Annotated in this window: 18 protein-coding genes; 7 read left to right on the top strand and 11 right to left on the bottom strand. The window is 56.6% G+C overall.

All coding sequences use genetic code 11. The features are described 5' to 3' along the window. Positions 1-465, bottom strand: a complete 465-nt coding sequence (locus tag ACFE7X_RS06295) for a VOC family protein (protein WP_375434817.1) — start codon at positions 463-465, stop codon at positions 1-3. 181 nt (positions 466-646) lie between these two features. Here ACFE7X_RS06295 and argH point away from each other — a divergent pair, with 181 nt between their 5' ends. Further along, positions 647-1,978: an argininosuccinate lyase gene (argH, locus tag ACFE7X_RS06290; RefSeq protein ID WP_375434816.1), complete on the top strand. Its 1,332-nt coding sequence runs from the start codon at positions 647-649 to the stop codon at positions 1,976-1,978. A gap of 648 nt (positions 1,979-2,626) precedes the next feature. On the opposite strand, the gene ACFE7X_RS06285 is transcribed toward argH, so the two are convergent. Together ACFE7X_RS06285 and lpdA are read right to left on the bottom strand one after the other, a co-directional pair. After that, on the bottom strand, positions 2,627-2,818 hold the full coding sequence (locus ACFE7X_RS06285) for a hypothetical protein (protein WP_375434815.1): 192 nt from the start codon (positions 2,816-2,818) through the stop codon (positions 2,627-2,629). Between the two features lie 223 nt (positions 2,819-3,041). Then, positions 3,042-4,436 carry a dihydrolipoyl dehydrogenase gene (gene lpdA / locus ACFE7X_RS06280; protein ID WP_375434814.1) on the bottom strand — a complete coding sequence of 465 codons (1,395 nt, stop codon included), beginning with the start codon at positions 4,434-4,436 and terminating at the stop codon, positions 3,042-3,044. Positions 4,437-5,002: 566 nt separating this feature from the next. Between lpdA and ACFE7X_RS06275 the strand changes: the two genes are divergently transcribed. Further along, positions 5,003-5,713 carry a tetratricopeptide repeat protein gene (locus ACFE7X_RS06275; protein WP_375434813.1) on the top strand — a complete coding sequence of 237 codons (711 nt, stop codon included), beginning with the start codon at positions 5,003-5,005 and terminating at the stop codon, positions 5,711-5,713. A 2-nt stretch (positions 5,714-5,715) separates the two neighbouring features. On the opposite strand, the gene ACFE7X_RS06270 is transcribed toward ACFE7X_RS06275, so the two are convergent. Beyond that, positions 5,716-6,957 (bottom strand): NAD(P)/FAD-dependent oxidoreductase, encoded by a 1,242-nt coding sequence (locus tag ACFE7X_RS06270; protein ID WP_375434812.1) that lies wholly within the window; start codon positions 6,955-6,957, stop codon positions 5,716-5,718. 242 nt (positions 6,958-7,199) lie between these two features. Here ACFE7X_RS06270 and fabG point away from each other — a divergent pair, with 242 nt between their 5' ends. After that, on the top strand, positions 7,200-7,949 hold the full coding sequence (gene fabG / locus ACFE7X_RS06265; protein ID WP_375434811.1) for a 3-oxoacyl-[acyl-carrier-protein] reductase: 750 nt from the start codon (positions 7,200-7,202) through the stop codon (positions 7,947-7,949). A gap of 88 nt (positions 7,950-8,037) precedes the next feature. Here the strand turns inward: fabG and bglX are convergent, their stop codons facing one another. From bglX to ACFE7X_RS06230, 7 genes are all read right to left on the bottom strand, one after another. Then, positions 8,038-10,362 carry a beta-glucosidase BglX gene (gene bglX / locus ACFE7X_RS06260; protein ID WP_375434810.1) on the bottom strand — a complete coding sequence of 775 codons (2,325 nt, stop codon included), beginning with the start codon at positions 10,360-10,362 and terminating at the stop codon, positions 8,038-8,040. 156 nt (positions 10,363-10,518) lie between these two features. Then, positions 10,519-12,288 carry a family 43 glycosylhydrolase gene (locus ACFE7X_RS06255; protein ID WP_375434809.1) on the bottom strand — a complete coding sequence of 590 codons (1,770 nt, stop codon included), beginning with the start codon at positions 12,286-12,288 and terminating at the stop codon, positions 10,519-10,521. Then, a complete protein-coding gene (locus ACFE7X_RS06250) occupies positions 12,285-13,649 on the bottom strand; it encodes a glucoamylase family protein (protein WP_375434808.1) in 1,365 nt (454 codons plus the stop codon). The genes ACFE7X_RS06255 and ACFE7X_RS06250 overlap by 4 nt, the downstream gene beginning before the upstream one ends. A 102-nt stretch (positions 13,650-13,751) precedes the next feature. After that, a complete protein-coding gene (locus ACFE7X_RS06245) occupies positions 13,752-15,311 on the bottom strand; it encodes a RagB/SusD family nutrient uptake outer membrane protein (RefSeq protein ID WP_375434807.1) in 1,560 nt (519 codons plus the stop codon). 9 nt (positions 15,312-15,320) lie between these two features. Further along, on the bottom strand, positions 15,321-18,632 hold the full coding sequence (locus ACFE7X_RS06240; RefSeq protein ID WP_375434806.1) for a SusC/RagA family TonB-linked outer membrane protein: 3,312 nt from the start codon (positions 18,630-18,632) through the stop codon (positions 15,321-15,323). Between the two features lie 166 nt (positions 18,633-18,798). Then, positions 18,799-19,824 carry a FecR family protein gene (locus tag ACFE7X_RS06235; RefSeq protein WP_375434805.1) on the bottom strand — a complete coding sequence of 342 codons (1,026 nt, stop codon included), beginning with the start codon at positions 19,822-19,824 and terminating at the stop codon, positions 18,799-18,801. A 338-nt stretch (positions 19,825-20,162) separates the two neighbouring features. Next, entirely contained in the window at positions 20,163-20,771 is a 609-nt protein-coding gene (locus tag ACFE7X_RS06230) for an RNA polymerase sigma-70 factor (protein WP_375434804.1), read from the bottom strand. Between the two features lie 587 nt (positions 20,772-21,358). Between ACFE7X_RS06230 and ACFE7X_RS06225 the strand changes: the two genes are divergently transcribed. The 4 genes from ACFE7X_RS06225 to ACFE7X_RS06210 all read left to right on the top strand — a co-directional run bounded on the left by ACFE7X_RS06225 (position 21,359) and on the right by ACFE7X_RS06210 (position 23,906). Beyond that, the gene (locus ACFE7X_RS06225; RefSeq protein ID WP_375434803.1) at positions 21,359-22,534 is read left to right on the top strand and encodes an MFS transporter; all 1,176 of its coding nucleotides are present in this window, start codon (positions 21,359-21,361) and stop codon (positions 22,532-22,534) included. A gap of 82 nt (positions 22,535-22,616) precedes the next feature. After that, the gene (locus ACFE7X_RS06220) at positions 22,617-23,288 is read left to right on the top strand and encodes a YiiX family permuted papain-like enzyme (protein WP_375434802.1); all 672 of its coding nucleotides are present in this window, start codon (positions 22,617-22,619) and stop codon (positions 23,286-23,288) included. 45 nt (positions 23,289-23,333) lie between these two features. Further along, complete coding sequence (locus tag ACFE7X_RS06215; protein WP_375434801.1) at positions 23,334-23,564, top strand: DUF433 domain-containing protein; 231 nt, start codon at positions 23,334-23,336, stop codon at positions 23,562-23,564. A gap of 33 nt (positions 23,565-23,597) precedes the next feature. Next, a complete protein-coding gene (locus ACFE7X_RS06210; RefSeq protein ID WP_375434825.1) occupies positions 23,598-23,906 on the top strand; it encodes a DUF5615 family PIN-like protein in 309 nt (102 codons plus the stop codon). Positions 23,907-23,955: the final 49 nt, after the last annotated feature.

Genomic DNA, 23,955 nt, shown 5'->3' with positions numbered 1-23,955 from the left:
TTAGGCTTGCTCCAGAGTGGCAATTTCGATTTTGTGCATCTGCATCATGGCGGCCATTTTGCGTTGTGCCCGTGCTGGATCATTGCTTTGTAGCAGCTGCCCTATATTAATTGGAGTGATTTGCCAGGATACCCCAAACTGGTCTTTGAGCCACCCGCACTGGCCTGGCTGGCCGCCATTGGCCGTGAGCTTTTCCCATAGCTCGTCTATCTCGGCCTGGCTTGTGCAACTTACGGATAGCGAAAACCCTTCAGTAAACGTGAAGTGAGGCCCGCCGTTCAGCGCCACGTACTTTTGGTTGGCCAGTTCAAATTCAACCGTCATCACGCTGCCCTTTGGCATAGGTGAGCCTTCTGGGTAATACGTGGTGTTGGTAATGCGTGAATCTTTGAAAAGGCTGGTGTAAAGCTTCGCAGCGTCTTCCGCTTTATCATTGTAGGTCAGGAACGGGGTGATTTTTTGCATGGCTTGCTATGGCTTAGTGAATGACACCTAAAAGTACCGTTCCATCCTACCCTTCAACAGGGCTTAAACCGACAAAAACTGGGCTAATTGCGACAGTCGGTTTCATGGCCCGTACAGTTTAGCTCGCACAGTAAACCTAGCATCTGGAAGTCCCGAAAAAGGCTTCTTTACAAATTGAATTATGAAAATTTGGGACAAAGGCATTGCCGTTGACAAGAAAATCGAACAGTTCACGGTTGGCAAAGACCGGGAGCTGGACCTGTATCTGGCGCGGTTCGACGTGCAGGCCTCGAAAGCACAAGCGAGCATGCTGGTCAAAGTGGGGTTGATTTCCACGAAGGAAAACCAGCAGCTTCAGCAAGGCCTAACCGAGCTGGCAGCTCAGATAGAGGAAGGCACTTTCACCATCGACGAAAGCTTTGAAGACGTTCACTCTAAAATAGAGGCTTACCTAACCGACAAGTTCGGCGACGCGGGCAAGAAGATCCATACGGCCCGCTCCCGCAACGACCAAGTACTTACGGCTATCCAGCTTTTCTTGAAGGATTACACCCAGCAAGCTGCCATCCAAATCATGGCGCTGGTAGATATCCTTCTGGAGAAAGCCGAAGCGCACCAAGCCGACTTAATGCCCGGCTACACCCATTTTCAGGCGGCTATGCCCAGCAGCTTCGGTTTGTGGTTTTCTGCCTACGCCGAGCACTTGCTGCTTGACCTAGCCTTATTAGAAGCGGCCCACTTAGTCGCCGATCAGAATCCCTTAGGCTCAGGAGCTGGCTTTGGCAGCAGCTTCCCCATCGACCGGCAACTTACTACGCAGGAAATGGGATTCAGCCAGCTAGCTGTCAGCTCGGTAGGAGCACAAATGCTACGGGGCAAAACCGAGAAAACCGTGGCTTTCGCGCTGGCAGGCGTTGGGGCTACCCTCTCGAAGATGGCCTACGACCTAGTGCTTTACAATAGTCAGGATTTAGCCTTTGTGGAGTTGCCTGCCGCTTTCACAACCGGCTCTAGCATCATGCCGCACAAGAAAAACCCGGATGTATTCGAGTTGGTACGGGCGCGCTGCAACGCCCTGCAAGGCCTGCCGACCACCATCATGCTGGCCACCAACAACCTGCCCAGCGGCTACCACCGCGACTTTCAGATCCTGAAGGAAATCTTATTCGAGCCGATGATGCAGTTTCTTGATATCCTCGACATGCTATTGTTTGCGCTGCCCCAGTTGAAGATCAAGCCCGATCTGCTGAATCAGCCGAAGTACGATGGCATCTTCTCGGTGGAGAACATCAACCAGCTTATTCAGGCCGGGGTACCATTCCGCGAAGCATATAAACAAGTAGGGCAAGCTGTAGAACAAGGCAGCTACGTGCCGCACCGGGAGTTTCACACCACTCATTTAGGCAGCGTTCATAACTTAGGATTGACGGAAATTAAAGCTAAAATTGCATGGACAAGAGGAAACAGTCGGATGCTACAAAGCCGACAAACTAGCTTGACAGGGCCTTTTTGACACTTGATTCACTTACTTGAGAAAAATTTTCAATTTTTTTAAGAATTGAGTTTCTCGTAAAATTTTGAATAGCAATCGATTGCGATACTTAATTTGAAAAGGTGAGTACGTACTCACAAAAATAAGTAAGCTAACACTTACTAGTTAAAAAATTCTTTGTAATATTGCTCTCGCTACCGGCTAATGAATCCCCCCCATTAGCTAGTAGTCAATTCCCACGCTCCGTTTGAGCAGGCGCAAACCCCACCCCGCCTGTAGCATTTTCGAATACCGGGCAGCTTGCTAGATGCAGTTGTTTCGCCACTATTCGAATCAAGTAGCCGGCCGCTTCGACACACGTTCGAGGCGGCCGGCTTCCGTTTGTGGCTGCGTTGTTCGTGTAGCCTTTTTATAGGTATACTGCTCAGCATTACAGTTTCTTGCCTGAAAACTTGCTGAAACTGCTAACAGCCCTGTCAAGCATCTGCTGGCCAGCAGCTAATAGATAATCGAATTAGGCTGTGTTTTGAAAGCTGAAACAAGCTTTTCCGTCATTCCAAGCACAGCGAGGAATCTAATTTTTCGGTTATAGGTAGCACTAAGATTCCTCGTTGTGCTTGGAATGACAGTTTTCAATCACTTTTCAGATACAACCTAATTAGCTGCTAGCTACTCTTTATTGCCGAGACGATTAGCGAACTTCCAAACGACCAATACGCCCGCCACAAACTGCATTGCCAGTCCCAATAATATCAGGTAGTCGCTGCCAGGATAGTGCTGCGTTTTGAATATGGCGGCCGTCAGCACCAATGCTACTCCAATCAGTAGTAGGGTAATTAGCAAACGATAGGAAACCTTCATGGGGCTTGCAAGTGGTGGACGCGAAATAAACAGGATACGGGAAGGCAATATCATAGTTCCAGCGCCCACTATCCTAACTGAGTCGCAGCTTGTATGTTGGCTTGGTGTTGCTGATTTGTAAGAGCCGTCTTGCTTCTTACTACTACACTGAAAACAGAAAGCCCCAACCTTAAGAAGGTTAGAGCTTTCAGGAATGATTTAAGCCTAAAGCCTATGCTACGTCTTACAAGTGAATTACTTCACCGTAAGCAGCGGCGGCAGCTTCCATCACGGCTTCGCTCATAGTGGGGTGCGGGTGCACCGACTTGATGATTTCGTGGCCGGTAGTTTCCAGTTTGCGGGCTACTACCACTTCGGCAATCATCTCCGTCACGTTCGAGCCAATCATGTGGGCACCTAGCCACTCGCCGTACTTCTTGTCGAAGATGACTTTCACGAAGCCATCTTTTACACCGCCAGCGGAGGCTTTACCGGATGCCGAGAAGGGGAATTTACCCACCAGAATATCGTAGCCTTGCTTTTTGGCTTCGGCTTCGGTGAGACCAACTGAAGCAATTTCCGGCGTGGCGTAGGTGCAGCCGGGGATGTTCTGGTAATTGAGCGGCTCGGGGTTATGACCCGTGATTTTCTCGACGCAGATAATACCTTCGGCCGAGGCCACGTGGGCCAGCGCGTGACCCGGAATGATGTCGCCGATGGCGTAGATGCCGGGCACGCTGGTCTGGTAATAGTCGTCGACGATGACGCGGCCCCGGTCTACTTTGATACCGAGCTCTTCGAGGCCGAGGTTTTCCAGGTTGGTGGTCACGCCCACGGCGCTTAGCACTACGTCGCAGGCAATCTGCTGCTCGCCTTTCTCGGTTTTGATGGTGACGTTGCAGCCTTCGCCGCTGGTGTCCACTTTGGTCACCTCGGCGCTGGTCAGTACGTTGATGCCCATTTTCTTGAACGACTTCTCCATCTGGCGCGACACTTCCTCGTCCTCCACGGGCACGATGCGGGGCAGGTACTCCACCACCGTTACCTCCGAGCCCATGGCGCGGTAGAAGTACGCAAACTCAACGCCAATGGCCCCCGAACCCACCACCACGAGGCGCTTCGGCTGTTGCTCCAGGCTCATGGCTTTGCGGTAGCCAATAATTTTCTTGTCGTCGACAGGCATGGTGGGCAGCTCACGCGAGCGGGCTCCGGTAGCCAGAATGATGTGCTTGGCTTCTACCGTATCCTTGGTGCCGTCGGCTTTGGTTAGCTCGACTTTACCGGGAGCCAACAGCTTGCCCGTGCCCATAATGGCGTCGATCTTGTTCTTCTTGAAGAGGAAATTGATGCCCTTGCTCATGCCATCGGCCACACCACGGCTGCGGCCAATGACGGCGTTGAAATCAAAGCTCACACCTTCGGCTTTCAAGCCGTATTCGCTGGCGTGGTTAAGGTATTCGAACACCTGAGCACTTTTGAGCAGAGCTTTGGTGGGAATGCAGCCCCAGTTGAGGCAGATGCCGCCGAGCGACTCCCGCTCGATGACGCCAACTTTCAGACCAAGTTGGGAGGCGCGGATGGCGGCTACGTAGCCGCCCGGCCCGGAGCCGACCACGACCAGGTCGTATTGCAATGCCATAGTGTTTTCAGGTTGAAGGTGAAAAGGGAAAGTCCCGCGCCGGGCTAGCTGCCACGCCAACGGGGTGGGCAAAGATAGGCAGACGACGCATCTACCCAACAGCTAGAACCGGGCATCAGTTCTTGCGACATTCCGCCCTTACTCTCAGACCTACTACTTGATGCAGACCTTGCTGCCTGATACGGTGGTTTGGTGACTGTAATATTGCTTTAAAGAGCCTCTAGCTTACTGTTACTGTGCTTTAAGCAACTTATTGGAAAGCATGAGAAACGCGTAATTACCGGGATGAAGTGGTGAACTCGGGAAGTTGTTCCGACAGACTGTGCTGGTAGTTGAGTTCGTCAAAAGCAAGGATATGCTACAGACCGGATCAACCTTGCCTACTTCATTTGCTTAAGAGCGAGAGAATAAGTAGAATGGGTGTGCGGAGCGCATCTTTTTTTAAAGAAGTGTGGTTTCTCAGCTAAGTGGCTATCGTTGTTAGCTATTACACGAAGTTGGCTGCTTGTTGGCCGCGCACATCTTTTGTGCTTCTTCTTACCGTTTCTGTTTCGCTTAATTGCTTTATGTTCCGCCGCTTGCTCGTCTTATTTGCTGTTGCTGGCAGCTTGTTGGTTTTCACACGATGCGCCTCGGTGGAAGTGCAAAGTGCTGCAACCATCTCGCAACGGGCTATTCGTTTAGAGCAGGCCGAGCCTTTGCTGCTGGACTCGGCGGCGCTAAGCGCTGCTACGGCGTCGGCAGCAGATGCGGCAGTTGAGGTACCTAAATCCTTGAATGATTACCGGGCAATGATAGCCGCCGCCGATGCCCTGTTGGCTAGTACACCCGGCGACGTGCAGGTACTGCTGGTACGGGCCAAGGCGAAAAGCCACCTCAAATACTACGATGCAGCTATTGCCGACTGCAACACGGCGCTGCGCTTGGCTCCTGCTTCTGCCAGTGCTTTTTATCAGCGCGGCCTCAACCGCCTCAAGATGAAGCAGTACCCGGCCGCCATAACCGATTTAACGAAAGCCATTCAGCATAATCCGCAGTATAAAGAAGCCTTTTTCGGACGCGGGGCGGCCCGTATGCAAACCCTTAACTTCCGAGCGGCCATTCCAGATTTTACCGAAGCCATCCGCCTCGATCCCCAGTACGCTGATGCGTATGAGTATCGGGGTATCAGCTATGCCTCCATCAATAAGCCCGCCGAAGCTAAAGCTGACCTGGAAAAAGCCACCCAACTCAACCCGAAAGCCGCGCAAAGCCTCCGGCGCTACGTAGAGCAATAAGGTTACTTCCCAACCAGCAGCTTTAAGTAAAAGCTTGGCTGACGCAGCCGCTCACGCATGTCTAGGTCCAAAAACATCATCGAGAGAGTTTCGGCGATGGTAGGGTTGTTGGCCGCGCGGTTGGCAACGAAATTGAACAGCCACGGATAACTCAACAGGCGCTGCATAACGCGGCTCAAACGCAACTCCTGCCCCAACCGATTGTACACGGCTTTGTCGTAGCCAGCTAGAAAACCAGCGCTGAAATCTTGGGCGACAAGGGCGCGGCCAACCCAATCGGCCGCGTGCCTACCCGATACCATGGCGTGGCTGATACCCTCGCCGCTGAAAGGGTCGATGAGCGAGGCCGCGTCGCCGAGTAGCAGGTAGTTCGAGCCCGAAAGTTTGCGGCGTTTCGAGCCCAATGGCAGCCCAAAGCCCCGGACCGGCCCCAGACGCTCGGCCTCGGCAAATCGGTCTTTCAGGGCCGGATGGGTGGCAAGCATATCGGCGAGCCGCTCGCGCAGGTTCACCTTTTTCTTGGATACGGCCTCGGTGAGCATGCCAACGCCTACGTTGGCCTCACCGTTGGGCAGCGGAAACACCCAGAGGTAACCCGGCAGAAAGTCCTTGATGAAGTGCAGCTCAATGAAATTGTCGGGGTGCAGGTTGCGCACGCCGCGGTAATAAGCCCGCAGGCCGGCGCAATGATGTGCTGGTTCCAGTGCGTGCCCCCCAATCTGCCGCGCAAACGACGACTGCGCGCCGTTGGCCACTAGCAGTAACCGCGTTAAAACCACGGGCACACCCGCGGCATCCGTTAGCAGCCAACGGCCGTCGGGTTGCTGCTGATGCCCACTGATGTCAACACCTTCGCATAACTCGATTTCGGGGCGGCGGCGCACTTCTTCGATCAGGAAGTTGTCGAAGTCGATACGCTTGCTGATGTGGCCGGCGGCGCGGTCGGTGGCGGCGTTGTAATTGGGTTTGAACGGTACGGCTAGCTTGCGGCCATTGGGCGCGTAGAAATCGATGCCCCACGAGGGAAGTTGCACCGGCGCGGCCTCCAGGCAGGCAGGCAGTGAGGCATCAATCCGGCGCAGCTCACTCAGGACTTTCCCACTCAGCGCGTCGCCGCACACTTTGTCGCGGGGGAAGGTGGCGCGGTCGAGGAGTAGGCAGGACTGGCCGGCATTAGCGAGGTGCAACGCCGCCGTAGCACCACCCGGTCCGGCGCCCAGAATACAGATTTCAGTTTCGAGCATCAGGGCGAAGGTAACGCTCTTGCGGCTGCTTGTTTATGGCTTACCGTTCAGGAGGAAGTGCCGGATGTGGTTCCTGCCCAGGTTCAGCTCGAAACTGACTTCAATAGAGGCAAACGGCGGATTGGATTTGGCTGGTGAATTTGTGTAGGTTGACCGCCAGATGTAGTGAACGTGTACCAGATACCCCACTTGACAGCCGCCTGGCACTGAAAACTACCCACCAGAAACCTATCTTCGCCCCCATGACAAAATTGCTCGACGGAAAAGTAGCCCTGATTACGGGCGCATCCAAAGGAATCGGCCGCGCCATTGCGGTACATTTTGCCCAGCTTGGGGCGCAAGTGGCTTTCACTTACCTCTCTAGCGTGGAGAAAGGCCAGCAACTCGAACAAGAACTGGCTGCTCACGGCACTAAAGTGAAGGGATACCGCTCCGATGCCTCCGTGTATGCGGAAGCCGAAAAGCTGGTGGAGGACGTGCTAGCAGATTTCAGCAAGCTGGATATTCTGGTCAACAATGCCGGTATTACGCAAGATGGCCTACTGATGCGCATGAGCGAGCAACAGTGGGACCAGGTAATTGCGGTGAACCTGAAGTCGGTGTTCAACCTCACCAAAGCGGCCACCAAGCCCATGATGCGCGCCAAAGCGGGTAGCATCATCAACATGACGTCGGTGGTCGGCATCAAAGGCAACGCTGGCCAGGCCAACTACGCGGCTTCGAAATCAGGCATCATTGGCTTCACGAAGTCGGTGGCCCTGGAGCTAGGCTCGCGCAACATCCGTTGCAACGCCATTGCCCCTGGTTTCATTGAAACCGAAATGACCGATGCCCTCGACCAGAAGCAAGTGGACGAGTGGCGCAAGGCTATTCCGCTGCGCCGCGGCGGTTCACCCGAAGACGTAGCCAAAGCCACCGCTTTCCTCGCCTCCGACGATTCCAGCTACATCACCGGCCAAGTATTGCAGGTTGATGGCGGCATGCTGACCTAAGCAAATCTGTTGGTTGCAGAGGCATTAAATAACATAGAAAGGCCGTCATGCTGTGGAAGCATGACGGCCTTTTACTTATGCCAACTATCTATTCCGTCAACTTGAAGGAGGCGGTTTGTACGTCGCGGGAGTTGCCACCGACGAATACTTGGAAGTCGCCGGGCTCGGATACGAACTTGAGGTCGGTGTTGTAGAACTTCAGGTCGTCGGGGGTTAGCTGGAAGGTAAGGGTGCGGCTCTCCCCTTTTTTCAGCATCACTTTTTGGAAACCTTTCAACTCTTTTACCGGGCGCGAGATGGAGCCAACCATGTCGCGGATATAGAGTTGGGCTACTTCTTCGCCGTCGTAGTTGCCGGTGTTTTGCACAGTCACTTTCACATCGAGGGTGGCGTTGGGGCTTAGGGTGGTAGTGCTGAGTTCGGGCTTGCCGTAGGTGAAGGTGGTGTAGCTTAGGCCATACCCGAACGGGTAGAGCGGGTCGTTGCTAACGTCCATGTAGCGCGACTTGTACTTGTCGAGCGCCACACCGGCGTAGGGGCGGCCAGTGTTTTTGTGGTTGTAGTAGAGGGGTACCTGCCCCACCGTTTGGGGGAAAGTAGCCGTGATTTTGCCAGCCGGGTTGTAGTTGCCGAACAGCACATCAGCAATGGCGTTGCCGGCTTGGGAACCCGCAAACCAGGTTTCCAGGATGGCATCGGCGTTTTTGTCTTCCCAGCTTAGCGTGAGCGGCCGGCCGTTCATGAGCACGAGCACCAGCGGCTTGCCAGTTTTCTTTAGTGCTTTAAGCAACTCCAGTTGCTGGCCCGGCAGACCAATATCGGCGCGGCTGGCAGCTTCGCCCGTCATGCCCTGCGACTCGCCTACTACGGCCACCACTACGTCGGCGCCTTGGGCGACCTGCATGGCTTCCTGAATCATAGCCTCTGGGGTGCGTTTGTCGATGTTTAGCTCGCCGCCGTGGGCATTGAGGCGGGCTATCATCTGCTCGTCGTCGGTGACGTTAGCGCCTTGAGCGTACACCACTTTCACGGCGCTGCCGGCCACATTCTTCAAGCCCTGCTCCACCGAAACGGCTTGTTTCCAGTCGCCGGCGCCGCTCCAGTTGCCAATCATGTCGCGCTGGCGGTTGGCTAGCGGCCCGATCAGGGCAATGGTTCCCGACTTCTTGAGAGGCAGCGTGTTCTTATCGTTTTTGAGCAGTACGAGGCTCTTCCGGCTGATGTCGCGGGCATCGGCAATGAACTGCTTGTTCATCATGGTGGCCTTCGCGCGCTTGTCGGTCACGGCGCGGTACGGATCTTTGAACAGGCCCAGGATGTATTTGGCTTCTAGCACGCGGCGGCAGGCCACATCAATCTGCTCTTGCTTCACGGTGCCGTCTTTCAGGTTTTGCGCCAAGTTCTTCAGGAAGATTTCGCCCACCATGTCTTGGTCGATACCGGCATTGAGGGCCAGCGCCGACACCTGCGCATCGTTGCCCATGCCGTGCGCCGTCATTTCGTTGATGGCGGTGTAGTCGGTGGCCACGAAGCCTTTGAAACCCCACTGCCCACGCAGCAAGTCGGTCATCAGCCACTTGTTAGCGGTGGCGGGGATGCCGTTGATGTCGTTGAACGAACTCATAACCGAACCCACGCCCGCGTCGATGGCAGCTTTGTAGGGCGGCAGATACTCGTTGTACATGCGCACCAGGCTCATGTCGGTGGTGTTGTAGTCGCGGCCGGCTTCGGCGGCGCCGTAGAGGGCAAAGTGCTTGAGGCAGGCCATGACGCTGGTGAGCTTGCTCATGTCGGTGCCTTGGTAGCCGCGCACCATTACGCGGGCAATTTGGGCACCGAGGTATGGATCTTCGCCCCCACCTTCGGCAATGCGGCCCCACCGTGGGTCGCGGGCAATGTCCACCATCGGCGAATACACCCAGTTGATGCCATCGGCGGCAGCTTCTTCGGCGGCAATGCGGGCACTGCGCTCAATGGCTGTCAGGTCCCAGGAGGCGGCCACTCCCAACGGAATCGGGAAGATGGTGCGGTGGCCGTGGATGACGTCGTAGCCGAAAATCAGCGGAATGTGGAGGCGCGATTCTTTCACGGCCAACTCTTGCAGCTTGCGCGCCGCTACGGGCGTATAGGTGTTGAGCACGGCCCCTACGTTGCCCTTCCGAATGTTGGCGTCCACATCTTTACTCACCACTGGCCCCGTCACGTCGAAGCCTACTGATACTAGGTTTAGCTGCCCGATTTTCTCTTCCAGGGTCATCTTCTGCATCAAATCCGCAACGAACTTACTCATCTTGGGGTCATCGGCAGCTGCCGTGGCGGCAGTGGCAGTTAAGGTGGTTTTTTGGGCTTGTAGCTGTGGGGTCAGCGAGAGGCCAAGCGAAAGCAGCAAAGCGATTCGGAAGGTACTTTTCATGTGGGAATGAAGGGCTATGAGTAGGATGGTGAGGTGAGCGAATGCGAAAGTAGAGGGTTGTGCTTTATCTAGCTTCTGCTTATCGAAGCATCGCGCGTGCTAACGTCAGATCAAGCATGACTTCGTTATGGTTTACTGTGCGGCACGTGTACTCTCCTATTTCGCTGTCACGACGGGAATACGGGAGGAAACGCCGTTTTCGTTGATGGCTTCTATGGTGAAATAGTAGGGCTGGTCTTTGTCCATGCCTTTGAAGTAGTAGTCGTTTTGGCCGTGCACCATAATGCAGTTGTAGAGCTTGTCGGGGCTGATGCCGACGTGGATGTTGTAGGCATACGCGTTGTCGGTGGGCGTCCATTTCAGCCAGGCGCTGCGCTTGTCCTTCTCGGTTCGGAGCACCACGAATCCCTTCACCAAATCGGGTACAGAGCCACTTCCCCGCCCGAACACGCGCAGGCCGCTGATGGCAAACTTGCCAGTGGGCATGTGCACATTTTCCAGCTTGAGGTAGCGGGTACGGACCGGCTCGGCTAGCTCGATGTAGTCGTGGGGTACGTCGGTTTTGTTGGCGCTTTTATCGACCAGCATTTTCCACTTCTTGCCGTCCAGGGAGTGCCAGAGCTTGTATTGATGATAGATGTTCAACTGCTTGCCGAGAAACTGCGCATCCTGGTCGGCGTAGTTTATTTGGATGGCGTGCACGGTGTTGAGGCCACCTAAATCGGTTTGCAGATACTCCCCTTTGTTGCCCGTGGCCGCGCTCCAATACGTTCGGATGCTCTCATCAACCGCGTAGTTGGGCAGGTAGCTGCCCAGCGTGGAAGATACTTGCACCGGCTTCTGGTAGTTGAGCAGCATCCAGCCCGCGAAACGACTCTTCAAATGATCCTCGGAACTGGTGGGCAAATAGTGCGGATAGTCGCCGAAGGTGGTATTGCTGTAGAGTACGCCGTCTTTGTCGAAGCCGGCGGGCCACAAGCCGAGCCGCCGCTCGAAGTTGTTTTTCACTGATACCACCATCGTAGACAGATGCCACCAGTTGCCGTAGGTGTCTTGGAAGGTGTTGCCGTGACCGGCCCCGCGAGCAAAGCCGCCAGGCTTATAGGCAAACGGGTTGTGCGGCTGCGGCTTGAAAGGACCCAGCGGTTTGTCACTCACTTGCACGCCGTCGGCGTAGCCGCTGAATTCGGTGCCGGGCGCGCCATATTGGAGGTAGTATTGCCCGTTGTACTTGTTCATCCAGGCGCCTTCCATGAACGGGTCGAGGAAAGTATTGTCGAGGTACTCGCCGAAACGCTGCCAGCCGAATTGCTTGTCGTTTAGGCCGAACATCTCTTTCCGCTCCCCAATTGGCTGGAAAGTTTTGCGGCTGATTTGCTGCCCATAGAGCGGATATACGTTGCTGCTGCCCCAATACAGGTACAGCTTGCCATCAGTATCCAGAAAAAAATCCGGGTCCCAGGCGCCAATCTGGAACGGGTCGACGGCGGGCTTCCACTCGTTGGCTTTGGGATTGGTGCTCATCCAGATGGGAAAGTTTTTTTCCTGCGTGGAGCCATACACGAGCAGGGTATCCCCGAGCACGAACACTGCTGGCGCGCACAAATCGTCATACACCTTGTGCTCGGGCCGCAGAAAGGAGCGCGAAATAAACTTCCAGTTGTAGAGGTCGGGGCTGTGCCAGTAGCCCCACTGGTTGGTCGAGAACAGGTAATACTCGCCCTTGTAGAGCGTGATAACCGGGTCGGCGGTAGCGCGGTGCTTGCCGGCTTCAGCGAAGTTCGGGATGGGCGTGTAGCCGTAATCTAGGTTCAGCGGATTGCAGTACGTGCGCTGGCCAGGGCTAGAGGTGGGTTGCGCCTGCGCGGCCAGGCTTAGCAGAAGTAGCCAAATAAGGCACCCCACCCCCCGGATGAAGCTTTTCATTCTGATTTCTTGATCTGCGGGCTTTCGAAACCGAGCTTGGTGAGGCCACGCTGCACGTCGGGGCTGCTCATGAAAAGCTTCCAGAGCAAACCGGTCCGGTGGTTTTCTATCATGCCCACAATGGGCCCTTGGTCGATGGCGAGGTGCGACTTGGCGTACCAATTATGGTGCTCACTGAAGCCATCGACGAAACCGTATTCGCTCCAAATGTTGTCGCCGAGGTCGTTGTAGAAGTGCTTGAGGGCAGCCATCGACTCGGCGGGCGCGTAGGGCATGGCGGAGAGGGCGGCCGTGGGCGAAATTACGCCGAGGTCTTCGCTAGGCGAGTGGGCGGCGTAGCCTTTATAGCTGTCGGAGGCGGTGAGGCCCCAGCTGTTGGGACCGTAGCCTTTGTACTTCTTGGGGTTATCGACGCAGTAGGCGTAGTTGATGCGGGTGTGCGCCTGGTTTTGCTGCATGTAGTCGGCGTACTGATCTTTGAGGCCACGGGGGTCGAGGCCGAGGAAGGTGTAGTGCGAGAAGAACAGCGGGCCGCCGTAATCGAAGCCCAGGGGCAGTTTGGTTTTATAGAACTCCTTGCCATTGCGGAAGTAGTCGCCGGTGGCCCAGCCTTGGTCGTACACCTTCTTGTCGATGGCGTATTTGGGCGAGGACGCGGCCAGCACGTAGGTGATCAGACACTCGTTCCAACCGTGAATCTGGTGGTTCATGCTCCAGCCATTATTGGGGCTCCAGTGCCAGTATAGCACGTTTTGGTTGCCTTGGGTGTGCCAGTTCCACTCTACTCCTTCCCACATCCAGAGAATGTGGTTGCGTAGCTCCTGCTCTGTTTTGGTTTCCTGCGTGAAGTATTGGCGGGCACAAATCAAGCCTTCAAACAGAAACGACGTTTCCACCAAGTCTCCCCCATCGTCCTTCTGGCTGAACCGGATGACCTTACCGGTTTCCCCATTCAACCAATGTGGAAATACGCCGTGAAATGAATCCGATTTTTCTAGAAACTTCACGATTTTCAGGATGCGCGTGGCGGCCTGCTCCCGCGTAATCCACTTGCGGTCCGCGGCCACGATGATGGCCATGATGCCGAAGCCCGTGCCACCGGTCGTCACCACCTCGTTGCCGTACTCGTAGGCCACGTTGCTCCGCTCGCGCGCCATACCCGACACGGGGTGCCCGAAGTCCCAGAAGTAGCGGAACGTTTGCCGCTGCACTTGGTCGAGTAGTTGCTCGTCGGTTAGGTTGCGGGGCCGCTGCCGCGGGTCGAATTTGGTGGTTGATGCTTTTTTCGGCGCTGGCTTCTGCTGCGCGCAGAGCAAGCCAGGCAGCAACAAGCACAGGAAAATGAGAATTTTTGTGTTCATAGAGTAGTGCGTGCAACAGTGTAGCCAGAGCTAAAAAGCTAGCGCCCCTCCCAGTGTTGCTGCAAACAGGGAGGGGTTAGCCTCAGGTCGAGCATTGCTCTTTTAATAGCCGGGATTCTGCGTGAGTTGGCCGCCGCTGAGGTCAATTTGTGGCTGCGGGATGGGGTACAACTCGTTTTTGCCTTTCACGAAGGTTTTGCCTTGGGCGGCGAAAATGGGCACGATACGACCGGGCTGCACACTTTCCTGGCGTACTAGGTCAAAGAACCGGTCTTGCTCTAGAGCTAGCTCCACGCGGCGCTCCTGCCAGATTTGCGTGAGCGTAGGAGCTGTGATGCCCGCTAGGCCGGCGCGGGTGCGCACCAGGTTCAGGCTGGTAGCAGCGGCGCCGGCGTTGCCGGTTTGCAGGGCGGCTTCGGCGTTGATGAGCAGCACGTCGGCGTAGCGCAAGATCCGGACGTTCTTGGGCAGGTAGTCGTTGTTGCCGCAGTTGGCTTCGCGGGTGCGGCTGTGGTAAGCCTTGTAGCTGTAGCGCAAGCCTTCCACCGAGTCTTTGCTCGGAATCCGGAAACCGTCCCAAAGCACGGTGCCGGTGGACCGCTGACCAGCCGGAGCCGTTGGGTTGATGAAGATAATAGAGCCGGCCCGGCGCACGTCGTTAGCTTCGTAGGCATTGGCCAGGTCCTGCGTGGGCGTGTTGAAACCGAAGCCCAAGTCAGCCCAGCCGCCACGCCCGCCGGAGCGGGGCCCCTGGCTGACGGTGTAAATGCTGACCGCTGAGTTGTTGCAGGCCGCGTTAATCCCCGTTTGCACTTCGAAGATGGATTCCGAGCTGTTCGCGCCCGGCGTGCGCCACACGTCGGCGTACGTCGGATACAGCGCGTAGGCCCCCGACCGGACCTGGATGATTTCGTTGGTTAGGGCGTAGGCTTGCTGATAGTTTTTCTGATACAAATACACCTTGGCCAGCATAGCCTGCGCGGCGGCCTTGGTGGCCCGGCCTGGTTGCGTGGCAGCTTTCAGCGCCAGATTATCTGCCGCAAACTGCAAGTCACTCACAACAAGTTGGTATATCTGCTCGGCGGTGGCGCGGCGCTGAAACTCCGGGTTGTTGATTTCCGAAGTAGCGGGCACCCGGTCGAGCAGAGGCACGCCGCCGTAGAGGCGCACCAGGTTGAAATAGAAGTACGCGCGCAGGAAGCGCACCTCGCCTAGCAACTGGTTTTTGGTGGCCTCCGGGGCGGGGCTCAGCGGAATCTTGTCGAGAGCCTGGTTGGCGCGCGATATGGCCTGAAAGTGCCCGTTCCAGACATTATTGATGACGCTATTGGTGGATGTCAGCGTGAAGTTGTCCACGGCGGCGGCATCAGCGTAGTCGTTGGGCGTACTGCCTTTGTCGGCGTCGTCGGAGGCAATATCGGTCAGGATGATGAACTGGAAGCTGTGCACGTCGGGACCGAAACCGCCGAGGTACAACACGTTGTACACGCCATCAACCAGTTTTTGAGCGGCGGTGGGGTCGGTCCGGATGGCGTCTTCGCTGAGCTGGCCCTGCGGGGCCACGTCGAGGTAGTCGTTGCAGCCGCTAACCAGCGCCAAAGTGAGTGCCAAAGCCGCCGTGCCGGTACGGCGCGAGAAAGAGGTGGGAAGTTGGAAAGACATCGGCGTAGCTTATTTGAAGTTGACATTCAGGCCCAGCGTAATCACGCGGCTGATGGGATAAGAAGTGGCTTCGATGCCCGAATCGAGCGGACCACCCGCCAGTTCCGGCGTGAAGCCGCTGTAGTTGGTGATGGTGAACAGATTTTGGGCCGAGGCAAACACCCGCAACGAACTCAACCGGAACCGCTCCAGCGCCGTGCCCGGCACCGTGTAGCCCACCACTAAGTTGGTTAGCCGCATAAAATCACCCGATTCCAGAAAGTAAGTGGAGTTGGGCAAACTGCTCGGAATAGACCGTGGGTTGGTGTTGGAAGGGTTAGCGGCCGTCCACCGGTCGTTGGCGAAATCGGCTTCCACGTTGTCGGTGCCGGTGGTGCGCAGCTGCTTTTTGGCGTTGTATACCTTGTTGTTGAGGTTGCCCGACAGCACCAACGAGAAGTCTACGTTCCGGAAGTTCAACCCGCCATTGATGCCGTAGTAGATAGGCGGCTGGTACGAGCCGAAATACGAGCGGTCCAGCAAGTCAATCACATTGTCGCCGTTGGTGTCGGCGTACTTCAGGTCGCCGATTTGCGGGGTGCCGAAGGTGGAGCGCGGCGAACTGGCAATTTCATCGGCCGTTTGGTACACGCCAATGGCATCGAGAAGGTAGAAGCTACCGGCGGCCACGCCGTTGTCGGAGCGCGTGACGAGGTTGGTGCCGCCGAACAGGGCCTGGCCGCCGTTCAGGTTGGCAATGCGGTTCCTGTTAAAGGTGGCATTCACCCCGAAGTTGTAGCTCCAATCGTTACTGCCTCCGAGGCTGGCGCGCCAGTTCAAGCCCGCTTCAATCCCTTTGTTGGTGATGTCGGCGGCGTTGGTGATGTACTGGTTGTCGGGGTCGCCGAGGATGCCGGGGATGGTAACCGGAATCAGGGCGTCGGAAGTGGTTTTGTCGTAGTAGGTTACTTCACCGGTCAGGCGGTTGTCGAGCAAGCCAAACTCCACGGCCACGTCGTACTCGGTGGTGGTTTCCCAGCGCACGTTCTGGTCCTTGAGCTGCGTGATGGTCGCCCCGAGCACCGGCTGGTCATTGATGACGTAGGGAATGTTGGAATTGGCCGTTACCACGTACGAGTTGGCCGGAATCTGGTCGTTGCCGAGTTGCCCGAAGCTGGCGCGTAGCTTGAAGAAGTTCAGCACGCCGTTGTCTTGCAGAAAGGCTTCGTCGGAAACCACCCAGCCCAAGCCTACCGAAGGGAAAAAGCCGTTGCGGCGGTCCTGGTTGAACTTCGACGTCGCGTCACGCCGCAGGTTGGTCGTGAACAGGTACCGGTCCTTGAACGTGTAGTTGACGCGCCCCAAGAACGAAATGCGGCGGTCCTTGGCCGGCAAAAACGGGTCGGGGTCGAGCGGGTCAACGAAGCCGTTGACGGCCGTATTCGGGTCGCCGGCGTTCAGATACCACTGATTCGGGTCGGCGGGCACATCCCGGCGCGAAGCCGAGAAGGGCGTAAACTGGCCTTCTTCCACCACCTGCCCCACCAGCACGGTCAGGTTGTGCTGGTCGTTGAAGGTTTGCTGAAACGTGGCCGTGTTTTCCCAGAGGTAGCGGTAGGTATCGTTTTTCGTGATGTTGAGGTTGCTGCGCTGGTTGCGCTGGTTGCCGCCCGTGGTCAGGAAGGTGTTCTGGTCGTTGAGGTATTGGTAGTCGTACACGCGGCGGTTCAGCGCGTTCAAATCCACGTTGATAGCCGAGCGGAAAGTCAGCCACGTTACGGGCTTCACGTCAATACCCACGTTGCCTTGCAAGCGGTTTTCAAGCAGCTTGTTGTCGTTCTTCTCGATATCGAGCACCGGGTTGCCCACGTTGCCGAAAGCCGAAGTGTTGCCGTACAAGTCGCCCACCTTGGCCAGAATAATCGGCGCCGCCCGGTAGGCATTGCCGTAAGCCGTCCCGATGTTCACGTCGCGCGCATCAGCATGGCTAAACGAGGCCTGCGAGCTGATCGTCACCTTGTCGGACAGGTCGAACGCCGTGTTGGAGCGGACGGTGAGGCGCTGAAACTTGTTGTTGATGACGATGCCATCATCCTGTAGCAGATTGCCCGAGAAGTAGTAACGAACATTCTCACTAGCACCAGAAACGGCCAGATTGTGGTTCTGGTAGGTGCTGCGGCGCAGAATCTCGTCGTACCAATCGGTAGTACCCGAGAAGTCGGGAATGGTGGTAGTCGGCGACGTGTCGCGGAGGTAGCTCACGTATTGGTCGGCGCTGGCCATGTCCACGAGGCGGGCGGCCTGCTTGAAGCCGCCGGTGGCGCTGTAGCTCAGAATCGGCTTGCCGAGCTTGCCTTTCTTGGTGGTGATGATGATAACGCCGTTGGCCCCGCGCACCCCGTAAATAGCCGCCGCCGAGGCATCCTTCAGCACGTCGATGGTTTCGATGTCGGCGTTGCTTAGGTTGCGGATATCGGTGGTTTGCACGCCGTCCACCACGTAGAGCGGGTTGGCGCCGGCCAGCAACGTGCCCGTGCCCCGGATGCGCACCGTGGGCTGCGAGTTAGGCGCGCCGTTGGTGGTGATTTGCACGCCGGCAATCTTGCCCTGCAAGGCTTGGGTGGGCGTTTGCACCGGCTGATTCACAATTTCGTCGCCTTCCACGCGGGCTACGGCCCCGGTCAGGTCGCGCTTACTTTGCGTGCCGTACCCCACTACCACTACCTCACTCAGCGCCTTGCTGTCGGGCGCCATGGTGAGGTCGACGGTGGTGCGGCCCCCGATGGCCACTTCCTGCGCGGTGTAGCCCACAAACGAAAACACCAGGGTGCCATTGTCGGGGGCGGTGAGGGTGTAGGTGCCGTCGGGGCCGGTTTGGGTGCCGTTGGAAGTGCCTTTCACTACCACGTTCACGCCGGGCAAGCCCGAGCCGGTTTCGTCGAGCACCCGGCCGGTTACGTTGATATCGGCGGTGGTAAGTGGCTTAAGAATGATGTCGTCTTCTACAGCCTCGTACTTGATGTGCAACGGGTCGAGCAGCTTGTGTAGCACATCGGCCAGCGGCTCATCGGTGGCCGTTATCGACACGCGCCGACTAGCGCCGATTAGCTGCTTGCTGTACTGAAACCGCACATCCGACTGGCTTTCAATCTTGTTCAGCACCGCGTACATGGGCTGGTTGCGGGTTTCGAGCGTAATGGGCTGCTCCAAGAAATCTTGGGCCTTGGAGGGGTGCGGCGAAGCCAAACTAACCGTGCTTAGCAGGGTAATGCCCAGCGTTTGGGCGAATACCACGCGCCGGAGGAAGCGGCCGGAAGGGGAATGGGGTAATAAGGGAATCATGCGAAAGTGGGAATTAAGTGGAGTCTCATGACGAGGCGAGAGTTTTTCGCGGTCTGCCAGCGCCCATCCCCCGAAACGACAGGTGACAACAGCACTGGCAGAAGGTGGCATGCGGGGCGGCTATCTACTCATAGGCAAGTGCAAGGAATTAGGTGGCAGCCCCGGATTAGCTACCCTGGCAGCCGGGACCGTGAAACAGGATTTGCGCATTCTCTTCTTCGTAGGAGGCGCCCAGCGTTTTGCAGAGCACATCGAGCTTGCCGTACAGCGACTTATTGCGCAGGGCCAGCGTTACGGTGCAACTCGCCAACGCCTTGTTGTCGAATACGATGTGCACACCGTAGGCTTTTTCCAGCGCCGTCAGCACTTCCGCCACGGGCCGGTCGTCGAACACAAACGACTGCGACGTCAACTGTACCGGCTGCGCCACCAACTCACGCTGCAACTGCTGGCGCCCAGGCGAGTATACCGCCTGCTGGTTGGGTAGCACCACAATGGCGGCGGGCAGGGCTTTGCTGGCTGAGGCGCTGGCCACGGGGCGCGGACTCACGCGCACGCGCCCCGTTTTCACTTCCACCACCGCCTCTTTCTGGCCTTGGTAGGCCTGCACCGTGAAGCTGGTGCCTAGTACGGTGGTCAGCATTTGGGTGGTGTACACCTGAAATGGACGCGCGGTATCGCGCTGCACTTTGAAAAAAGCTTTGCCCACCAAATACACCGGCCGTTGCTTCGCCCCAAACCGGCGAGGGTACTTCAACTGGCTGCCCGGCGAAAGCTGCACCCGGCTACTATCGGGCAGGGTAATGCTGACCACCCGCTGACTATGGTTAGGATACACCACCCATTGCGTAGCTGGTGTGGCCGTAGTGCCAACCACTTGCGGTTTAACTACCGGCCAGAATTGCCGGGCTCCTATCCCTAAGCCCAAGGCCAGCACGGCCGCTGCGGCCCACCGCGCAGCTGGCGCCGCCAACCACGCCCGATCTTCGGGATCTTCTTTTAGGTTGATAGTTTGTTCACTGATTCGGTTCCAGAGGGCGAGCCGAATGGCTTCCTGCTCTTGTGACGTTACGCGTAGTTCCTGCTCATCACCTAATGCCTGGTACCAATTCTCGACTAAGCGCTTTTCTTCCGCAGTGCAAGTTCCCTGCTGATAGCGCTGCAATACGTCCCGTAAATCTGCCTTATCCATATAGTATCGTATAGTTGTTTGAATCACAGGACGAGGCTTCTATCCCTATAGTCGGCCAACTGCGCTTGCACCCTAGCCTATTGTGAAAATATTTCGCAAAAAAGCCCAACTATCGGGCGGCAGTTGGGCTTCTGAGCCTTTCAGAACATATTTGGTTTAGCACCAGAACGATGTAGAGACGCGACACTTCGCGTCTCGGCGTTGCTGACGTTGTTCAAGCCACATGGATTAGGTCGTTCAACGAGGAGACGCGAAGTGTCGCGTCTCTACATCGTTCTGGTGGCATACACTATGCAGTGTAGCGCTGCATGCCGTTCGCGCTACTGGCGTGGCAAATGCTACCAGAGGTACACTAGCAGCACGGCAATAAAGTCGCGCAGGCTAACGCGGAGCAGCTTTAGGGCGCGCGTGAGGTGGTACTCCACGGTTTTGCGGGAGAGGTTGAGTTGGCCGGCGATTTCGGGTACCGATTGGTGTTCGAATCGGCTCATCAGAAATACTTGCCGCGTGTGTTCTGGCAGATGCGTCAAGCTGGCTTCCAAAGCGCCCGATAAGTCGTGGGCGGCAATGGTGTCTTCGGTGCTGTGGTCGGGCTCCGGCAGATGGGCGCGGCTGTAGTGCAGGTAGCCGGTTTCCGAGAGGCGCAGCTTAATCAGGTCGATGATGCGGTAGCGGACGGCCGTGAACAGGTAGCTTTTGAGGCACTGAATGTGGTTGGTTTGGCGCTTGTGCCAGAGCGAGGTAAATACGTCTTGCACCACTTCTTCGGCGGCTTCCCGCGAGTTGAGCTTGCGGTACGCCACGCACAGCAGCTGATACCAGTACCGCTCGTACACTTCGGCAAAGGCCCGCGTATCGCCCTCACTCAGGGCGCGCACCAGAGCTTGATCATCCCACGCGCTGCGGGGCACGAGCAGCCTTACCTTTAACCGCGGGGCGCGCGCCATGGGATAAAGCCAATTAACAAACAGCAACCATTCGGACTTGGGGGCATGTCTTGCAGGCAACAAAGGTGGGCGGAGAGCCTAGACAACTGGAAACGAATGCCAACTTCAACGATCCTCCCACGGCCGGGTTCTATCCGGGAGGTACTACAGCCTGTTGTTTAGGCATTGAATATAAAAACAACTGACAAATGTTCTATACGTTGTTCAGCTTACGAAGGACATTAGCTGAGCGATACAGCTAACTACTGATGAATATTTGTTGAAAGGACACCAGCAGAATCTGTTGACCGTCCTGCTTCGATAAGCGGATGCCAGATGAAGCAGGACGGCCTTTAGTTTGCTGTCTACACTCCCTACTGCCGCCGAATAAACGACTTGCCACTGAACTGTTGTTGAAAGCAATCCGTGGATAGGTTCAGTCGAAAGGCGTGCGCTACGTCAAGTTAGGGTACCTTTGCAGAGGCCTTCGCCGGAAAATCGGCTTTTTCAAACAACAACAAAGAACTTGGGGTTGTCAGGCTTCGGTCAGGAAACCTCGTAGCTCAACACGTACCCGTCGCGCCATTTCAAGCGCAGCCAAGCTTTTCATGAAATCAAAACTTGCACTGGTTCCCCTCACATTGGGCGGGTTCGGCATCGGCATGACGGAATTCGTCATGATGGGCATTCTGCCCGATATAGCTAGCGCTATGCGCATCACCATTCCCGAGGCGGGGCACTTTATTTCGGCGTATGCGCTGGGGGTAGTAGTGGGCGCGCCGTTGTTGGTGGCCCTCACGGGCAAGCTTGCACCCAAGAAGATTCTGGCCTTACTGATGGGCTTGTTTGCTGTCGGTAACGGACTTTCCGTGTTGGCTCCCAACTACGAGCTTATGGTCTTGACCCGGTTTATTTCCGGCTTGCCGCACGGTGCCTTCTTTGGGGTGGGTGCGGTGGTGGCGGGCCGCTTGGCCGAGCCGGGCAAGGAAGCGCAGGCAATATCCATCATGTTTGCGGGCCTCACCATTGCCAACATCATCGGCGTGCCCATTGGCACTTATTTGGGGCATACCTACAGCTGGCGGATTCCTTTCGTGCTGATTGTGGTGGTGGCCCTGCTTACAGTGCTGAGCGTGTGGCGCTGGCTGCCCAACCTGCCCGCCAAGGAAAGCAACCTGCGGCAAGAGTTTCAGGCCTTTACCCACTTAGAGCCCTGGATGATTATTGGCATTACCATCCTCGGCAACGGAGGGTTTTTTGCGTGGTTCAGCTACATCGTGCCGTTGTTTACGGAGGTATCGGGCTTCAGCAACAACGCCGTTACCTTCCTGATGGTGCTGGCGGGCGTGGGCATGGCCCTGGGCAACATTCTGGGCGGTTGGCTTACCGACCGTATGTCGCCGCTCCGGGCTACCACGTGGCTGTTGCTGGCTATGGCCACCTCCTTGCTCGTAATTCCGGTTGCGGCGCACTACCAGATTCCTACCATCCTGATAACCATGCTGACGGGCGCTCTGGCTTTCTCGACGGCGGCCCCCATCCAAATGCTAATGATTCGGTCGGCGAAGGGCTCGGAAATGCTAGCTTCTTCGCTCAGCCAATCGGGCTTCAATACTGGCAACGCGCTGGGCGCTTACTTGGGCGGGCTGCCCATTGCGGCCGGCCTGGGCTACACCTCACCCGAATGGATAGGGGCGGCGCTGGTTGCGGGCGGCATCTTGTTTTGCATAGCACTGGTGGCCAGGCGGCGGAAGAAGGTCCAGCTTGAATTGGCATTGCGGTAGGTCGTGCTGAGCGTTTGGGGCGCCGGTAGCAAAGCGCCTATCTTTAGCCAGCAGCCTCACTTGTTTGGGCTGACGCCTACTCATGAAGCTTACATTTCTACTGTTTCTAGTACTGCTGCTGGCTTTGGCTACATTGGCGTATCCGCGCCTGCAACACCGCCTCACCCGCTACCAGCAGGCCCGCCACGCCGAAACTGCTGTAGCAATTCTTGCACCCAAGCTTCACGACGGGGACCTGATTTTTCAGACGTCCACCTCCGCTCAAAGTCGGGCCATTCAACTTGCCACCCATTCGCCCTACAGCCACTGCGGCATCTTGTTCAAGCGCAACGGGGAATGGCGCGTATTCGAGGCCGTACAGCCCGTAAGCGAAACCTCCCTTGCCGCCTGGACAGCGCGGGGCCAACGTGGCCGATTCGTAGTAAAGCGCCTGCGCGATGCCGAAACGGTTCTTACTCCTGCCGCCTTGCAACGGCTGCAGACCGCGGGTGAGCAATACCGTGGTAAGAGCTACGACCTCTACTTCGGCTGGTCCGACGACCGAATTTACTGCTCGGAGTTGCTCTGGAAAATGTACCAGCAGGCCACCGGCCGCCAAATCGGCCAACTTGAAACCCTCCGCGAATTCGACCTCAGCCACCCCGCCGTGCAAGCGAAGCTCAAGGAGCGCTACGGCAACCAGATTCCGCTCACGGAGAAGGTGATTTCGCCAGTGCGGATGTTGGAGAGCAAGGAGTTGGTGGAAGTGCGGTAAACGAAAAGCGCCGTCCTGCTTTCTTTCAAACCCGTATCTTCCCTCATGAACCCGATTGAAATAACGCAGTACATCGGCCTGAATCCCGAGGTTCGCTTTGGTAAGCCCGTAGTGAAAGGCACCCGCACTACGGTAGCAGAAGTGCTGGAGATGCTAGCCAACGGCATGAGGCCAGAGCAGATTCAGGAAGACTTTCCAGCCCTGGGGCCACCCCAAATCCGGGCGTGCCTGCTGTACGCGGCCTACAAGGAAAGCATCGTTCTAGTAGCCGCCTGACCTCATGCGTCTGCTGCTTGATGAGAATATTTCCTGGCGAGTAACAACCTACGCCCGCACTGCGAAGCTGTCCTGCACGTCCGGGACATTCAGCTTGCCAGTAGCCCCGATACCTCTATCTGGCGCTACGCCAAACAGCACAACTTCCATCTGCTAACGAAAGATGAAGACTTTATCCGGCTACTGCTCATCGAAGGATTTCCGCCCAAAGTCATAGCAATTATCAATGCGCAAGTGCCAGTGAAGGACTTAGCTGCTTTTCTGCTTGCTCACCTGGAACAGGTACGGGCTTTTCTGACTGAGCAGGAACCTTCGGAAATGCTGCTGTTACGCCTGCCGTAATTCCAGGCTACGCCAGTAACCTATTTGCCTTTGCAAGCGCAACTGGAAA

Source organism: uncultured Hymenobacter sp., from assembly GCF_964242765.1.
Taxonomy (GTDB): Bacteria; Bacteroidota; Bacteroidia; order Cytophagales; family Hymenobacteraceae; genus Hymenobacter.
Note: the sequence above shows the minus strand (reverse complement) of the source record. Positions and strands in the feature narration are given on the sequence as shown.

What these genes read in the sequence shown, in the direction of transcription:
- ACFE7X_RS06295 (WP_375434817.1), bottom strand. Translation starts at nt 465, where the DNA reads ATGCAAAAAATCACCCCGTTCCTGACCTACAATGATAAAGCGGAAGAC.
- ACFE7X_RS06215 (WP_375434801.1), top strand. Translation starts at nt 23,334, where the DNA reads ATGAACCCGATTGAAATAACGCAGTACATCGGCCTGAATCCCGAGGTT.
- ACFE7X_RS06270 (WP_375434812.1), bottom strand. Translation starts at nt 6,957, where the DNA reads ATGCTCGAAACTGAAATCTGTATTCTGGGCGCCGGACCGGGTGGTGCT.
- argH (WP_375434816.1), top strand. Translation starts at nt 647, where the DNA reads ATGAAAATTTGGGACAAAGGCATTGCCGTTGACAAGAAAATCGAACAG.
- ACFE7X_RS06240 (WP_375434806.1), bottom strand. Translation starts at nt 18,632, where the DNA reads ATGATTCCCTTATTACCCCATTCCCCTTCCGGCCGCTTCCTCCGGCGC.
- ACFE7X_RS06275 (WP_375434813.1), top strand. Translation starts at nt 5,003, where the DNA reads ATGTTCCGCCGCTTGCTCGTCTTATTTGCTGTTGCTGGCAGCTTGTTG.
- ACFE7X_RS06285 (WP_375434815.1), bottom strand. Translation starts at nt 2,818, where the DNA reads ATGAAGGTTTCCTATCGTTTGCTAATTACCCTACTACTGATTGGAGTA.
- ACFE7X_RS06235 (WP_375434805.1), bottom strand. Translation starts at nt 19,824, where the DNA reads ATGGATAAGGCAGATTTACGGGACGTATTGCAGCGCTATCAGCAGGGA.
- ACFE7X_RS06220 (WP_375434802.1), top strand. Translation starts at nt 22,617, where the DNA reads ATGAAGCTTACATTTCTACTGTTTCTAGTACTGCTGCTGGCTTTGGCT.
- lpdA (WP_375434814.1), bottom strand. Translation starts at nt 4,436, where the DNA reads ATGGCATTGCAATACGACCTGGTCGTGGTCGGCTCCGGGCCGGGCGGC.
- ACFE7X_RS06255 (WP_375434809.1), bottom strand. Translation starts at nt 12,288, where the DNA reads ATGAAAAGCTTCATCCGGGGGGTGGGGTGCCTTATTTGGCTACTTCTG.
- fabG (WP_375434811.1), top strand. Translation starts at nt 7,200, where the DNA reads ATGACAAAATTGCTCGACGGAAAAGTAGCCCTGATTACGGGCGCATCC.
- ACFE7X_RS06225 (WP_375434803.1), top strand. Translation starts at nt 21,359, where the DNA reads ATGAAATCAAAACTTGCACTGGTTCCCCTCACATTGGGCGGGTTCGGC.
- ACFE7X_RS06230 (WP_375434804.1), bottom strand. Translation starts at nt 20,771, where the DNA reads ATGGCGCGCGCCCCGCGGTTAAAGGTAAGGCTGCTCGTGCCCCGCAGC.
- bglX (WP_375434810.1), bottom strand. Translation starts at nt 10,362, where the DNA reads ATGAAAAGTACCTTCCGAATCGCTTTGCTGCTTTCGCTTGGCCTCTCG.
- ACFE7X_RS06250 (WP_375434808.1), bottom strand. Translation starts at nt 13,649, where the DNA reads ATGAACACAAAAATTCTCATTTTCCTGTGCTTGTTGCTGCCTGGCTTG.
- ACFE7X_RS06245 (WP_375434807.1), bottom strand. Translation starts at nt 15,311, where the DNA reads ATGTCTTTCCAACTTCCCACCTCTTTCTCGCGCCGTACCGGCACGGCG.